This window comes from Kitasatospora viridis (assembly GCF_007829815.1).
Taxonomy (GTDB): Bacteria; Actinomycetota; Actinomycetes; order Streptomycetales; family Streptomycetaceae; genus Kitasatospora; species Kitasatospora viridis.
Genome location: NZ_VIWT01000001.1, coordinates 4,361,023 through 4,375,384 on the forward strand (window position 1 = coordinate 4,361,023; position 14,362 = coordinate 4,375,384).

Annotated in this window: 10 protein-coding genes and 3 tRNA genes; 11 read left to right on the top strand and 2 right to left on the bottom strand. The window is 73.3% G+C overall.

The window, feature by feature from the left end:
- Positions 1 to 22 precede the first annotated feature (22 nt).
- From FHX73_RS19605 to FHX73_RS19625, 5 genes are all read left to right on the top strand, one after another.
- On the top strand, positions 23 to 1,840 hold the full coding sequence (locus FHX73_RS19605; RefSeq protein ID WP_145906230.1) for an LCP family protein: 1,818 nt from the start codon (positions 23 to 25) through the stop codon (positions 1,838 to 1,840).
- Positions 1,841 to 1,977: 137 nt separating this feature from the next.
- The gene (rsfS, locus tag FHX73_RS19610) at positions 1,978 to 2,421 is read left to right on the top strand and encodes a ribosome silencing factor (RefSeq protein WP_145906231.1); all 444 of its coding nucleotides are present in this window, start codon (positions 1,978 to 1,980) and stop codon (positions 2,419 to 2,421) included.
- Positions 2,418 to 3,065, top strand: coding sequence for a histidine phosphatase family protein (locus FHX73_RS19615; RefSeq protein WP_145908399.1), 648 nt, complete (start codon positions 2,418 to 2,420; stop codon positions 3,063 to 3,065). The genes rsfS and FHX73_RS19615 overlap by 4 nt, the downstream gene beginning before the upstream one ends.
- A 142-nt stretch (positions 3,066 to 3,207) precedes the next feature.
- A tRNA-Ala gene (locus tag FHX73_RS19620) sits at positions 3,208 to 3,280 on the top strand.
- A gap of 41 nt (positions 3,281 to 3,321) precedes the next feature.
- A tRNA-Ala gene (locus tag FHX73_RS19625) sits at positions 3,322 to 3,394 on the top strand.
- A 106-nt stretch (positions 3,395 to 3,500) separates the two neighbouring features.
- On the opposite strand, the gene FHX73_RS19630 is transcribed toward FHX73_RS19625, so the two are convergent.
- Entirely contained in the window at positions 3,501 to 4,406 is a 906-nt protein-coding gene (locus tag FHX73_RS19630) for a helix-turn-helix transcriptional regulator (protein WP_145906232.1), read from the bottom strand.
- 101 nt (positions 4,407 to 4,507) lie between these two features.
- Here FHX73_RS19630 and FHX73_RS19635 point away from each other — a divergent pair, with 101 nt between their 5' ends.
- The gene (locus tag FHX73_RS19635) at positions 4,508 to 5,968 is read left to right on the top strand and encodes an MFS transporter (protein WP_145906233.1); all 1,461 of its coding nucleotides are present in this window, start codon (positions 4,508 to 4,510) and stop codon (positions 5,966 to 5,968) included.
- Positions 5,969 to 6,106: 138 nt separating this feature from the next.
- A tRNA-Ala gene (locus FHX73_RS19640) sits at positions 6,107 to 6,179 on the top strand.
- Between the two features lie 58 nt (positions 6,180 to 6,237).
- Here the strand turns inward: FHX73_RS19640 and FHX73_RS19645 are convergent.
- Positions 6,238 to 7,551: an OFA family MFS transporter gene (locus FHX73_RS19645; RefSeq protein ID WP_145906234.1), complete on the bottom strand. Its 1,314-nt coding sequence runs from the start codon at positions 7,549 to 7,551 to the stop codon at positions 6,238 to 6,240.
- Positions 7,552 to 7,739: 188 nt separating this feature from the next.
- Between FHX73_RS19645 and FHX73_RS44765 the strand changes: the two genes are divergently transcribed.
- The 4 genes from FHX73_RS44765 (at position 7,740) to FHX73_RS44770 (ending at position 14,348) form a co-directional block, all read left to right on the top strand.
- Positions 7,740 to 9,023: an NsdA family TPR-like regulatory protein gene (locus tag FHX73_RS44765; RefSeq protein ID WP_170304967.1), complete on the top strand. Its 1,284-nt coding sequence runs from the start codon at positions 7,740 to 7,742 to the stop codon at positions 9,021 to 9,023.
- A 147-nt stretch (positions 9,024 to 9,170) separates the two neighbouring features.
- Positions 9,171 to 10,160: a UDP-glucose 4-epimerase GalE gene (gene galE, locus FHX73_RS19655; protein ID WP_145906235.1), complete on the top strand. Its 990-nt coding sequence runs from the start codon at positions 9,171 to 9,173 to the stop codon at positions 10,158 to 10,160.
- 283 nt (positions 10,161 to 10,443) lie between these two features.
- On the top strand, positions 10,444 to 13,332 hold the full coding sequence (gene leuS / locus FHX73_RS19660) for a leucine--tRNA ligase (RefSeq protein WP_145906236.1): 2,889 nt from the start codon (positions 10,444 to 10,446) through the stop codon (positions 13,330 to 13,332).
- A 191-nt stretch (positions 13,333 to 13,523) separates the two neighbouring features.
- Entirely contained in the window at positions 13,524 to 14,348 is an 825-nt protein-coding gene (locus FHX73_RS44770) for a hypothetical protein (protein ID WP_170304968.1), read from the top strand.
- Positions 14,349 to 14,362 lie beyond the last annotated feature (14 nt).

Sequence of the window (14,362 nt, forward strand, 5' to 3'; positions counted from 1 at the left end):
CACGGAAGAGCTTGGGGACGGCGTGACCGGAACGGCAGACCGCAACGGGCCCGACGACGGCGACTGGGCCGCCGGGGTCCACCCGCAGGCCCAGGCCCAGCAGCAGCAGCCCTACGGGGAGTACTACGCCCAGCCGGAGTACCAGGGGTACGCCGAGCCGGCGCAGCACTACCAGGGCGAGCAGGCCTACCAGGGCCAGGGCTACCAGCAGCAGCCGTTCTACGACCAGCAGCAGGGCTACGGCCAGCCGGTCTACGAGCAGCCCGGCTACGAGCAGCCGTACCAGCAGCCGTCGTACGAGCAGTCCGGGTACGAGCAGCAGGGGTACCAGCAGCCCGGCTACGGGCAGCCGTACCAGCAGCCGTACTACCAGGAGTACCCCGCCGAGCCGCAGTACCCGGCGGCCCCCGCGCAGGCGGCCGCCGCCGCGCCGGTCGCACCGCCCCAGCCCCCGGCGCCCGCCCCGCCGGCGCCCCCCGCGCCGCGGCGCCCGCGGCAGGAGGCGCCGAAGCCCGCCCCGGCCGCCGAGCCCGCCCCCGAGCGCTCCGAGATGGTCGGCGGCAGCCGGCCCGCCGGCCGCCCGAAGACCCAGCAGGACTCCTACCAGACCGGCGAGTTCACCTTCGTCGACGAGGAGGCGGAGGAGTCCGAGGACGTCATCGACTGGCTGAAGTTCGCCGAGTCGCGCTCCGAGCGCCGGGACGAGCGCCGCCGCAAGCTGCGCACCCGGCTGCTCGCCGGCGCCGTGGCGCTGCTGCTGGTCGGCGGCGGCACGGTCGGCTACCTGTGGGCCAACGGCACGCTCTTCGGCAGCCCGACCGCCGCGCAGGCCACCGGCGGGCGCAACGTGGTGGTGGTCCACCTGCACGAGCTGACCGGCAAGGTGAGCACCGCGCTGCTGGTCAACGACAGCTCGGGCCACAAGGGTTCGATCCTGCTGCTGCCGGACACCCTGCAGCTGCCCTCGCCGAACGGCGGCACGGTGGACACCGGCGACGCGTTGAACACCATCGGCGCCGCCCCGGTCCGGGACGCGCTGGCCACCATGCTCGGCGCCCCGGTGAAGGGCACCTGGCGGTTGGACACCCCCTACCTGCAGCTGCTGGTCTCGCAGATCGGCGGGATCAAGGTGGACACCGACGTCCAGATCACCGGCCCCGACGGCAAGGTGCTGGTCGAGAAGGGCAGCCAGCGCACCCTCACCGGCGACGCCGCGGTCGCCTACGCCACCTACCAGGGCCAGGGCGAGACCCGGGACACCCAGCTGCGCCGGTTCGGCCAGGTGCTCTCCGCGCTGATCGCCGCGATGCCGAACGACCTGCCGGACGCCCAGGACGACGTGCACCGGATCGGCGCCGTGCTCGACCCCTCGCTGCCCGAGCAGGCGCTGGCCGGCGTGCTGGTGCAGCTCAACCAGCAGTCCGCGGCGGGGCACCTGAGCACCAGTGAGCTGCCGGTCAAGCCGGACGGCTCGATCGACGAGGCCACCGCCGGAGCGATGGTCAAGCAGGTGCTCGGCGGCACCGTGCACACCGCCGCGGTGACCAACGCACCGGCCCGGGTCGGACTGGTGGACGCCACCGGCACCGGCGGCAACGCGCAGTCCGCCCAGACCCAGGTGATCAACGCCGGTCTGACCTTCGTGCCGAACGGCGGCACCGCGCCGGCCCAGGCGGCCAGCGAGATCCGCTACACCGACGACGCCCGGGCGGCCGCCGCGCACTCGCTGGCGCAGAGCCTGGGGCTGCCGGACAGCGCGGTGAAGAAGGTCACCGACCCGCAGACCGTCGACCTGCTGGTGGTGCTCGGCAAGGACTACCAGCCGCCGAAGACCCAGTAGCGCCCGCCCCGGGCCGCCCCGGGCCGCTCCGAAAGGCGCGGTGGCGGCCCGGTCGGGCGTGAGATCCTGGATGCGGAACTCCCCCCAGCCTCCGGCCGGGAGGTGCCCCCACCCAGCCACCGAGCCGAGAGAACATCGTGACCGCAACCGAACACTCGCAGGAACTCATCAACGTCGCCGCCCAGGCCGCGGCCGACAAGCTGGCGCACAACGTCGTCGCCTTCGACGTCAGCGACGTGCTGTCGATCACCGACGCCTTCCTGATCGCCTCGGCCACCAACGACCGCCAGGTGAAGTCGATCGCCGAGGAGATCGAGGACCAGCTGCGCGAGAAGCTGGACATCAAGCCGGTGCGTCGCGAGGGCGAGCGCGAGGGCCGCTGGATCCTGCTCGACTACCTGGACATCGTGGTGCACGTGCAGCACTCCGAGGAGCGCTCCTTCTACTCGCTCGACCGGCTCTGGAAGGACTGCCCCGAGCTGCCGCTGCCCGAGGACGCGCTGGCCACCCGCAACCGTCCCGAGGACGCCGCGACCGACGACGCCGGCAACGCCGTCGGCTTCCTCCAGGACCTGAGCTGACCAGCCGCGCGGGGGGACCGCGGATCGTCTTCTGGCGGCACGGCCAGACCTCCTGGAACCTGGAGTCCCGGTTCCAGGGCAGCACCGACATTCCGCTCACCGAGACCGGCCGCGAGCAGGCCAGGCGCGCCGCCCGGCTGCTCGCGGGGCTCGGGCCCGACCTGCTGGTCTCCTCCGACCTGCAGCGGGCCGCCGACACCGCCGGCGAACTCGCCCGGCTCACCGGCCTGGACGTGTGCCACGACGCCGGCCTGCGGGAGACGTACGCGGGCAGCTGGCAGGGCCTGACCCACACCGAGATCCGCGAGCGGTTCCCGCACGAGTACGACGCGTTCCGGCGCGGCGAGCCGGTCCGCCGCGGCGGCGGCGAGCTGGCCAGCGAGGTGGCCGACCGCGCCGTCCCCGTGGTGCTGACCGCCTTCGAGAAGCTGCCCGCGGACGGCACCCTGGTGGTGGTCAGCCACGGCGGCACGATCCGCACCATGCTCGGCCGGCTGCTCGGCCTGGACCCCGCGCTCTGGGAGGTCCTCGGCGGGCTGTCCAACTGCTGCTGGTCGGTGCTGGGCCGCGGCGCCCACGGCTGGCGGTTGCAGGAGCACAACGCCGGGACCCTGCCGGAGCCGGTGATCGGCGACGAGTCCTGAGCCGCGCACTCCGAAGGCCGGCGACCCCGCTGGTTCAGGCCCTGCTCGCCGGGATTTCGTCATTCCGGGCCTGACCAGCTAGAGTCTTCCTCGTTCGCAGGGAAGGAACGCGGCCCACCAGGGCGGCGGACCTCCCGGCCGAGGGGCTATAGCTCAGTTGGTAGAGCGCTTGCATGGCATGCAAGAGGTCTGGGGTTCGATTCCCCATAGCTCCACTCCGCACCGGACGGTTCCGCAGGGATCCGCACGGGATCGCGGGGCTATAGCTCAGTTGGTAGAGCGCTTGCATGGCATGCAAGAGGTCTGGGGTTCGATTCCCCATAGCTCCACCGGATATCAGGGCCGTCTCCCACCGGGAGGCGGCCCTGAGTCGTTCCCGGCCGTGCCCGCGCAGCCGGCGGCTGCCGGCGCCGGCAGCAGCGCTGCAGCTGCGGCTCAGTGGTGCTCGTGGTCGGCGACGGGCGCGTCCGGGTGTGCGGTCACCCACTCCAGCCGCTCCCGGTCCAGCCGGCCCTCGGGGGTGTAGACCACCATGTAGACCTCGGGGGAGCCCGGCATGGTCAGGTAGGAGGCCTTGACCCGGATCTCGCCGACCGCCTGGTGCCGGAACACCTTGAGCACCGTGGTGGCCGGCGCCACCTGCTGGCTCTCCCAGAGCTGCCGGAACCGCCCGCTGACCGCGCACAGTTCGCGCAGGTAGTTCTCCCAGATCGGCTCGCCGACGTGGGAGGCGTAGGCGGCGCGCAGCACCCCGACCATCCTGGGCAGCTCGTCGTCCCGGTTCAGGAACGGGTTGCAGCAGTCCGGCGTGGTCAGCGCGCACCAGAGCGAGTTGCCGCGCCCGTGCGGGGCGGTGGCGCGGGTGGCGCCGGGGAAGAGCGCGTCGTAGGCCGGGTTGAAGGCGAGCACGTCGTAGCGGCGGTTGCAGATCGCGGCCGGCATCGTCGCCAGCCCGTCCAGGATGACCTGCATCGCCGGGTCGACCGAGGGGCAGATCAGGTCGGACAGTTCGCCGGTGGGCAGGCCGGCCAGCCGGAACAGGTGGTCCCGCTCGACCTCGTCCAGCAGCAGCGCGCGGGAGACCGCGGTCATCACCTGGTCGCTGGCGTTGATCGGGCGGCCCTGTTCGAGCCAGGTGTACCAGGTGACCCCGACCCCGGCGAGCTGCGCGACCTCCTCGCGGCGCAGGCCGGGGGTGCGGCGGCGCAGGCCGGGCGGCAGGCCGACGTCCTGCGGGGAGACCCGGGCCCGGCAGGCCTTCAGGAAGGCGGCGAGTTCGGTCCGGCGGGTGGGTTCGGGGGCGGTTCTGGCGGGGTCGGAGCGTTCGGCCAGCGCGGTCATGAACCCATACTGACGTACTGTCCGGTGATCTGGCAGGTAGTGCCGGTACCAGGATCAGCAGGCTCTAACCACCAGTATCCGCGCGGGGCCAGTCTGGTTCCATGACGGACCTTCAGACCAGTCGGCCGCACTCGGCGGCCGTCCCCGCGCAGGCCGACCGGCCCGCCCGCGGCGGGCGCCCGGGCCTGGTGCTCGCACTCATCCTGACCGGCCAGTTCATGGCCATCCTGGACGTCGCCGTGGTGAACGTCGCGGCCCCCACCATCAGCACCGACCTGCACGCCTCCGGCGCCGGCCTGCAGATGGTGATCGCCGGCTACACCATCGCCTACGCGGTGCTGCTGATCACCGGCGCCCGGCTCGGCGCCCGGTACGGCCACCGCCAGCTCTTCCAACTCGGCCTGGCGGGCTTCACGATCGCCTCGCTGGCCTGCGGTCTGGCCCCGACCACCGCGACCCTGATCGGCTTCCGGTTCCTCCAGGGCATCGGCTCGGCGCTGATGGTCCCGCAGGTGATGAGCCTGATCCAGAAGACCTTCACCGGCGCCCCGCGGGCCCGTGCGCTCGGCGTCTACACGGCCGTCATCGCGGGCGGCAGCGTGGTCGGGCAGGTGCTGGGCGGGGTGCTGGTCAGCGCCGACCTCTTCGGCAGCGCCTGGCGCCCGGTCTTCCTGATCAACGTGCCGATCGGGCTGGTGCTGCTCGCGCTCGGCCATCGCACGCTGCCGCACCTGCCGAAGGACCGGGAGCGCCGGCTCGACCTGGTCGGCCTGCTGGTGCTGGCGGTCGCGATCGGCCTGCTGGTGGTGCCGCTGGTGCTCGGCCACGAGCTGCACTGGCCGCTCTGGGGCTGGCTGATGCTGGCCGGCTCGGTGCTCGCCTTCGGCCTGTTCGCGCAGGTCGAGCGGCGGATCGCGCGGCGCGGCGGGCAGCCGCTGATCCACGGCCGGGTGCTCGGTTCGCCGGGCCTGGCCGCCGGCGCGGGCGCGCTCTTCCTGATCATGTTCAACTTCTCCGGCTTCCTCTTCGCCTTCGCCATGCACCTGCAGGCGGGCCTGGGCGACAGCCCGCTGCGGGCCGGTCTGACCTTCGCGCCGGTGGCGGTCGGGTTCGGGGTCTCAGGGCTGCACTGGCACCGGCTGCCGAAGCGGCTGCACCTGCCGCTGCCGATGATCGGCCTGCTGGTGGGCGGGGTCGGCTACCTGGCGCTGGGGGTGCTGGTGAGCGGTGGTCGGCAGCTGGACCTCGGGGTCGAACTGCTGCTGCTGGTGAACGGTGTGGCGGCCGGCTTCGCCTACAGCCCGCTCTTCGCCCGGGCGCTCAGCCGGGTCGCACCGGCCGACGCCCCGGACGCCAGCGGTGTGATGGTCACCATGGTGCAGCTGGGGCAGGTGGTCGGCGTCTCGCTGCTCGGCACGATCTTCCTGGGCGCGGTGAACTTCCCGGCCCGGGCCTCGGCCTCCGGCCACGCGATGGAGGTCACCACCGTCTTCATGATCGTCGGAGCCGTGATCGCCGCGGGCTTCGCCCTCCGCACCCGGCGCGCGGCGAACCTCGGCTGAGCCGGGGAGGGTCCGCCCGGACCCGGCGCCGCCCGCTGCCGCGGGTGGCGCCGGGAACGGATTCGTGAAGCACCGGTCCGACCGTGTAAAGTAAGTCGTGTCGCCGCGGGAAACCGGTCGGGCGGCAAAAAAATGCTCGGGGCTATAGCTCAGTTGGTAGAGCGCTTGCATGGCATGCAAGAGGTCTGGGGTTCGATTCCCCATAGCTCCACAGGATTTGATGAGGCACCTACGAAATTTCGTAGGTGCCTCGTTGTTTTGACGCCTTGTCAGCCGCGCTGCGGCCGCCCGGTCAGCCGGGGCAGCAGGGCCGCCGCCACGGTGGCCGCGCCGAGCACCAGGAAGGCCGCCGAGTAGGAGTACCGGGCGGCCAGCCAGGCCACCGTCAGCGGGCCGGCCAGCCCGGCCATGCCCCAGCCGATCAGCATCAGCCCGTAGACGGCGCCGGCGTGCGCGAGGCCGAAGAACTCCGAGACCACCGCCGGCATGGTGGCGAACCCGCCGCCGAAGCAGAGGCAGATCAGCGCGGCCACCGCCAGGAACAGCCAGGGCGAGCGCGCCTGGGAGAGCGCCAGCAGCCCGATCCCCTGCGCCAGCAGCATCAGCACGAAGGCGTTCAGCAGGCCGGTGCGGCCGGAGAGCCAGCCCCAGAGCGGGCGGCCCACCGTGTTGAAGACGCCGAGCACACCGGTCAGCACGGCGGCCATGGCGGGGCCGAGCCCGGTCAGGCTGCCGGCCGCCGGGGCGACCACCGAGAGCATGCTGATCCCGGCGGCGGTGTTGCAGAACAGGATCAGGGTCAGCAGGTACCAGTGCCGGGTGCGCAGCGCCTGGGCCGGCCGCAGGCCCGCCGCGCCGCTCTGCGCGGGCAGCGCGGCGAGCACCGGCGGGTCGCCGAAGAAGGCGGCGCCGCCCAGCGTGGTGACCAGGAAGACGGCGCCGAGCACCAGCAGCACCCGGGCCGGATCGGCCGCGAAGTGCGCCACCAGCAGCCGGAAGAGCGGCGCGCTGAGCACCGAGCCGAGGCCGAACCCGCCGGTGGCCACCCCGGCGGCCAGCGCCCGGTGCCCGGGGAACCAGCGCTGCAGCATGGTGGTCGGCACGATGTAGCCGAGCCCCAGGCCGACCCCGCTGATCCCGCCGTAGCCGAGCAGCACCAGCCAGAAGTCGGAGCGGCCGTGCGCGCAGCCGGCCAGCAGGTAGCCGCCCGCGTAGAGCAGCCCGGCCAGTGCGGCGATCCGGCGCGGCGACTGCCGGGACCGGGTGCCCGGGGTGCCGTCCGGCCGCTGGCGGACCGTCAGCAGCAGCCCGCCGAGCACGGTGCCGATGAAGACCACGGCGTGCGCGGTGGCGAACGGCAGTCCGGCCTCGTCCCGGCCGAGTGCGAAACCGCCGGTCGGTGACTGCAGGCCGGCCGAGAGGATGCTCCAGGAGTACACCGCGCCGTAGGCGAGCTGGTTGACCACCACGGCGGCGGCGAGCAGCCCGCGCCGCCGGCCGACCCGGCGGGCCAGCGGGGGTCGGGTCGGCAGCGGCGGGGGTGTCGCGGTGGCGCGGTTGAGGAGCAGGGCGGTTGGACGCACGGGGTGACCCTTCCGGGATCGGGGATGGCGCGCTGTCCTACGCTGAGTGACCGTCTTGGGTTACGCCAGAAGTCGGTTACCCCGTCAGACCTGGTGAAATATCTGGCCCGTTCGGCGGCCTTGATCACTCGGAGTGATTTCCTCGTGAGGTGGCCCGTAACCGGCCGAATGCCGGTTACGGTCGGGGAATGGCCGACCTCGCCCGCATCCGCAACGAAGAGCTCGCCCGGATCCTGCACCAGCTGGCCTGGAGCCCCGAGCGGTTGGCCCGCGAGGTCAACCTGGTGCTCCCGCCGGGCCTGTCGATCAGTCAGACCGCACCCTACAAGTGGCGCGACCGCGGCATGGTGCCCCGGGCCCCGCACGACCAGGCGGTCTGCGAGGTGCTCAGCCGGGCGGTCGGCATCGCCGTCACCTACGAGCAGCTCTGGGGCCGGATGGGCAGCCACCGCGGCGCCAAGGTGCTCTCCGCCCGGCTGCTGACCGACCCGTGGACCGCCGAGACCGCGCAGATCGCGCTGCACGAGGCCGGCCTGCAGGTGGCCCCCGTGCGGCTGACCGACCTGTTCCGCGGCGACGAGCTGGCCCGCGCGGTGGACCAGTGGTCCGCCCCGTCGCCCCCGCTCACCGGCGGCACCGGCGCGCTGCCGGTGACGGCCGACCAGCTGACCGACCTGCAGGCCGGCTGGGCCGGCCTGCGGCGGCTCGGCCGGGCCTGCGGCGGCGGCCTGGTGCTGGAGCCGGCCCGGGCCGAACTGGCCATGGTGGGCAAGCTGCTGGAGCTCGGCAGCTACGCCGAGGACGAGGCGCTGGGCCGGGCGCTGTACGGCGCGGCCGGCCGGCTGGCCCGGCTGGTCGGCTGGGCCGGCGCCGACCTGGGCCAGGAGGCCGCCGCCCAGCGCGCCTACGTGGCCGCGCTGCGGGCCGCGCACGTGGCCGGCGAACCCGGGCTCGCGGTCAGCGTGGTGGGCAGCCTGACGGTCCAACTGACCTACTACGGCGCCGGGCGCGGCCTGGACCCGGCCGAGCTGCTCGGCGCCGCGCTGGCCGCCGCCGGCCACCTGCTCGCCCCCTACCAGCTGGCCCGCCAGCTCGGCCGGCTCGCCCTGGCGCACGGCCGCAACGGTGACCGGGTCGCCGCCGAGGCCGCCGCCGACCGGGCCTGGGCGGCGCTGCCGGGCGGCGCCCAGCGGGCCGAGCTGGCCGGGCTGATCGGCTGCGCCCGGCTCTTCCTGGACGACCACCAGCACGCCCGCCCGTTGCTCGCCGAGGCGGTGGCCGGCCTGCCCGCCGCCCGGGCCCGGGCCCTGCTGCTGGTCCGGCTGGCCGACTCCTACCGCCGCACCGGCGACCCGACCCGGGCCGCCGCGACCGCCGACCAGGCGCGGACGCTGGCCGCCGGCATGCAGTCGGGTCTGGTGGCCAGGGTGCTGCGGGAGTTCGACGGTCCGCCGGCCGGGGGTGCAGGGTGACCTGCCGGCCGAGCGGGTGGCCCACGAGGCTCTGGCCGAGTTCCGTGCCCGGCCGGTGAAACCGCGCGGGGGAGGCGGGGCGTCCCGGAAGTCGGGTGGTCGGCGTTAGGCTGCCCCGCACACGTAGCGAAGGGTTCGGCGCAGCTCATGAAGGTTCTGATCTCCGGCGGTGCCGGGTTCATCGGTAGTACCGTCGCCTCGGCCTGCCTGGACGCCGGGCACACCCCGGTCATCCTGGACAGCCTGGTCACCGGTCGGCGCGAGTTCACCGAGGGCCGGGTCTTCTACCAGGGCGACATCGTCGACGGCGATCTGGTGGACCGGATCTTCGCCGAGCACCCGGACATCGAGGCCGTGGTGCACTGCGCCGCGCTGATCGTGGTGCCGGACTCGGTGGCCGACCCGGTCGGCTACTACCGCGCCAACGTGGCCAAGAGCCTGGAGTTCACCGGGCACCTGCTGCGCAACGGCTGCGAGAAGATGATCTTCTCGTCCTCGGCCTCGATCTACCGGGCCGGCGAGGACTTCAGCGTGGACGAGCACGCGGACGTGGACCCGCAGAGCCCGTACGCCCGCACCAAGGCGGTCTGCGAGGGGATGTTCGCCGACATCGCGGCGAGCCGGCCGATCCGGATCCTCTCGCTGCGCTACTTCAACCCGATCGGCGCCGACCCCGAGCTGCGCACCGGCCTCCAGGTGCGCAACCCCAGCCACGCGCTGGGCAAGCTGATCGGGGCCCAGGCGGCCGGCGAGGTCTTCCGGATCACCGGCACCCACTGGCCCACCCGGGACGGTTCCGGCATCCGCGACTACGTGCACGTCTGGGACCTGGCCGCCGCGCACGTCGCCGCGCTGGAGCGGTTCGACCGGGCGCTGGAGGGCGGGCGCTCCTCGGCGATCAACCTGGGCACCGGCACCGGCACCACGGTGCGCGAACTCGTCGCGGCCTTCAACAGCGTGGTGGACCGGCCGGTCGAGGTGACCGAGACCGAGACCCGCCCCGGCGACGTGGCCGGCGCCTACACCCGCAGCGACCGGGCGAAGCGGCTGCTCGACTGGGAGCCGGCGCAGAGCCTGGAGCAGGGCATCCGGGACTCGCTGCGCTGGGTCGAGGTGCGCGACCAGCGGCTGGCCTGACGCACGGTGGGGCGGGCCGGGATCCGGCCCGCCCTACGGGGCGCTGCGGCGCCCTGCGGTACCCTATGGCCATGCGAACCGTGTGCCTGCTCCTTAGCCGGCCGCGCTGACCAGGACCGGCCGAGCCGAGCGGGCCATGCCGGAGTCAGCGTGGCGACCCCTCCTGCGAGGGGCTTTTTTGTTTCCGGGGCCGGTGTGCGAAGGCCCGGTCCCGGATGCCAAGCCCCGTCCCCGGCCGCTCAGCTGACGATTCGCAACCTGACACGATGGAGCTTGAAGGACCATGAGCGAGACGACCCCTGCCTCCGGCGCCGCCGAGGCCACCACCGAGCCGTTCCGGTACACGGCCGCCCTGGCCGCCGACATCGAGTCCCGCTGGCAGGACACCTGGGAGAAGGAGGGCACGTTCAACGCCCCCAACCCGGTGGGTCCGCTGGCGGTGGAGGGCGGCGACGCGCGGGACGTCACCGCGAAGCCGCACAGCTTCATCATGGACATGTTCCCGTACCCCTCCGGCGCCGGCCTGCACGTGGGCCACCCGCTGGGGTACATCGCCACCGACGTGTACGCCCGCTTCCAGCGGATGACCGGGCACAACGTGCTGCACACCCTGGGCTACGACGCCTTCGGCCTGCCCGCCGAGCAGCACGCGGTGGCCACCGGCGTGCACCCGCGGACCTCCACCGAGGCCGCGATCACCAACATGCGCTCCCAGCTGCGCCGGCTGGGCCTGGGCCACGACTCCCGCCGGTCGATCTCCACCATCGACCCGGAGTACTACCGCTGGACCCAGTGGATCTTCCTGCAGATCTTCAACTCCTGGTTCGACCCGGCGGCGAACGCGGCCCGACCGATCGACGAGCTGGTCGCACAGTTCGCCGACGGCTCCCGGCCGACCCCGGACGGCCGCCCGTGGGCCGAGCTGTCCGGCGCCGAGCGCGACGAGCTGCTGGGCGAGTACCGGCTGGCCTACAGCAAGGAGGTGCCGGTCAACTGGTGCCCCGGCCTGGGCACCGTGCTGGCCAACGAGGAGGTCACCGCCGACGGCCGGTCCGAGCGCGGCAACTTCCCGGTCTTCAAGTCCAAGCTGCGCCAGTGGATGATGCGGATCACCGCCTACGGCGACCGGCTGATCGGCGACCTGGACAAGCTGGACTGGCCGGAGGCGATCAAGCAGCAGCAGCGCAACTGGATCGGCCGCTCCGAGGGCGCGCGCGTCGCCTTCCCGGTCGCGCACGGGCGCGAGATCACCGTCTTCACCACCCGGCCCGACACCCTGTTCGGCGCCACCTACATGGTGCTGGCCCCCGAGCACGAGCTGGTCGACGCGATCGTCCCGGCCGCCTGGCCGGGCGAGACCCTGAACGACTGGAAGGGCGGCGCGCACACCCCGGCCGAGGCGGTCGCCGCCTACCGGGCCGCCGCGGCCGCCAAGTCGGACGTCGAGCGGCAGATGGACGCCAAGGTCAAGACCGGCGTCTTCACCGGCGCCTACGCGACCAACCCGGTCACCGGCAAGCCGATCCCGGTCTTCATCGCCGACTACGTGCTGATGGGCTACGGCACCGGCGCGATCATGGCCGTGCCGGCCCACGACTCGCGCGACTTCGCGTTCGCCCGGGCCTTCTCGCTGCCGCTGCGCTGCGTGGTGGAGCCGACCGACGGCCGCGCCGCCGACCCGCACGAGTGGGACGGGGCCTTCGACAGCTACGACTCGGTGCTGGTCAACTCGGCCGGCGAGGGTGTCTCGCTGGACGGCCTGACCGTGCCGGAGGCCAAGCGCACCGTCACCGCCTGGCTGACCGAGCGCGGGATCGGCGAAGGCACCGTCAACTACCGCCTGCGCGACTGGCTGTTCAGCCGCCAGCGGTACTGGGGCGAGCCGTTCCCGATCGTCTACGACGAGGACGGCGTGATGCACGCGCTGCCCGAGTCGATGCTGCCGGTCGAGGTCCCCGAGGTGGACGACTACTCGCCGCACACCTACGACCCGCAGGACGCCACCAGCACCCCCAAGACCCCACTGTCCCGCAACGAGGACTGGGTCAACGTGGAGCTGGACCTGGGCGACGGCGTGAAGAAGTACCGCCGGGAGACCAACACCATGCCCAACTGGGCGGGCTCCTGCTGGTACGAGCTGCGCTACGTGGACCCGGTCAACCGGGACGCGGTGGTCGCCCCGGCCAACGAGGCCTACTGGATGGGCCCGACCGAGCAGAAGCCGGCCGGCGGCGTGGACCTGTACGTCGGCGGTTCCGAGCACGCGGTGCTGCACCTGCTGTACGCGCGCTTCTGGCACAAGGTGCTGCACGACCTGGGCCACGTCTCCTCGGTCGAGCCGTTCCACAAGCTGTTCAACCAGGGCATGATCACCGCCGACGTCTACCGCGACGCGCGCGGCTTCCCGGTGCCCGCCGCCGAGGTCGAGGAGGTGGACGGCGGCTACACCTGGCAGGGCCAGCCGGTCACCCGCGAGGCGGGCAAGATGGGCAAGTCGCTGAAGAACGCGATCGCGCCGGACGACATCTGCGCCGAGTACGGCGCCGACACGCTGCGCCTGTACGAGATGTCGATGGGCCCGCTGGACGTCTCCCGTCCGTGGGACCCGCGCGCCGTGGTCGGCTCCTTCCGGTTCCTGCAGCGGCTGTGGCGCAACATCGTCTCCGAGGAGACCGGCGAGCTGGTGGTCACCGACGAGCCGGCCGACGAGGCGACCCTGCGCGCGCTGCACAAGGCGATCGACGGGATCCGCGGCGACCTGGCCGGGCTGCGCTTCAACACCGCCGTGGCCAAGGCGATCGAGCTGAACAACTACCTGGTCAAGCGCGGCAGCACGCCGCGCGAGGTGGCCGAGTCGCTGGTCCTGATGGTCGCGCCGCTGGCCCCGCACGTCGCCGAGGAGCTGTGGCACCGGCTGGGCCACACCGAGTCGCTGACCTACACCGACTTCCCGGTCGCCGACCCGGCGCTGGCCGTGGCCGAGGCCGTGGTCTGCCCGGTGCAGATCAAGGGCAAGGTCAAGGCCCGCCTGGAGGTCCCGCCGACCATCACCGACGCCGAGCTGGAGGCGCTGGCGCTGGCCGACCCGGCGGTGATCGCGGCGATCGGCGACGCCCCGGTGCGCAAGGTGATCACCAAGGCGCCGAAGCTGGTGAACATCGTCACCGGCTGACGGTCCGTCGGTCGTCCCGTCCGGGGCCCGGTCGCACCTCGCGGTGCGGCCGGGCCCCGGCGTTTTCTCCGCGAGCCCCGGGGCCGTTCTCAGGGTCATCCCTGAACGGGCCCTGATCCGGGCCGTTCGACCCCTGGAATCGGGCGCTGGGGCAGCCCGGCCGGGCTACCGTGGAAGCGGTACGAGGCCCGGTGGCGCTGGAAGGCGGCAAGCTGATGTTCGAGGCGGTCGGAGTGGTGGTCGTGCTCGTCGCGCTCTTCGGAGCGGCCGTCGTCACGCTGCTGGTGGTCGCCGCGGTCAAGGCGGTCAAGGCCGTGGCGGCCAAGGTCGAGAAGACCGAGGTGCAGGCCCGGCGAGCGGTGGAGAACGTCACGCTCAAGGCGAAGACCTTCGCCAAGCCCGGCCCGGTCGGCGAGCTGTCCGCCGTCCGGCTCGGCCTGCGCACCTCGCTGACCGGCACCCGCGAGGTGCTGGAGAGCGGGGTCGCCACCGACGCCCAACTCGGCGAGTCGCTCGGCCTGCTGGCCCGCCTGGAGGCGCACGCCGCCGAACTGGACGGCGAACTGCGGCTGCTGGAGCGCGAACCCGACCCGGCCCGGATCACCGCCCGACTGCCCGAACTGCGTGAGCGGGCCGACCGGATCACGCAGTCGGCCGGCTCGCTGCGCTGGGCCGCGCAGGAGCGGGCGCACCGGTTCTCGGCGGACGAGCTGAACCGGCTGGCCGAGGAGGTCGCCAACGAGGCCGGGGCGCTGCGGCACTGGGACACGGGGGGTGCGGGCCGGGCGCCGGAGGGCGGCGAGCGCGCCGGTGAGGGTGCCGAGCCGGGGGCGGGGGCCGCGGGTGCCGGTGCTGCTTCGGGTGCCGGTGCCGGTGCCGGGGGAGCGGCGGGCGGGTTCGGGGCCACGCTGCGGGCCGGGCTGGAGTCCGGGGCCGGCCGGGTCGCGGCGGAGGACCTGCTGGGCAACCTGGCGCAGCGCCTGCGCAAGCCCGCGCCGGGATCGCAGGGGAACTGACGGGGCGTCCGCAC

Excerpts from the sequence above, each read along its gene's own strand:
- FHX73_RS19630 (WP_145906232.1), bottom strand. The coding sequence starts at position 4,406 with ATGACCGCGCTGGCCGAACGCTCCGACCCCGCCAGAACCGCCCCCGAA.
- FHX73_RS19635 (WP_145906233.1), top strand. The coding sequence starts at position 4,508 with ATGACGGACCTTCAGACCAGTCGGCCGCACTCGGCGGCCGTCCCCGCG.
- FHX73_RS44765 (WP_170304967.1), top strand. The coding sequence starts at position 7,740 with ATGGCCGACCTCGCCCGCATCCGCAACGAAGAGCTCGCCCGGATCCTG.
- galE (WP_145906235.1), top strand. The coding sequence starts at position 9,171 with ATGAAGGTTCTGATCTCCGGCGGTGCCGGGTTCATCGGTAGTACCGTC.
- leuS (WP_145906236.1), top strand. The coding sequence starts at position 10,444 with ATGAGCGAGACGACCCCTGCCTCCGGCGCCGCCGAGGCCACCACCGAG.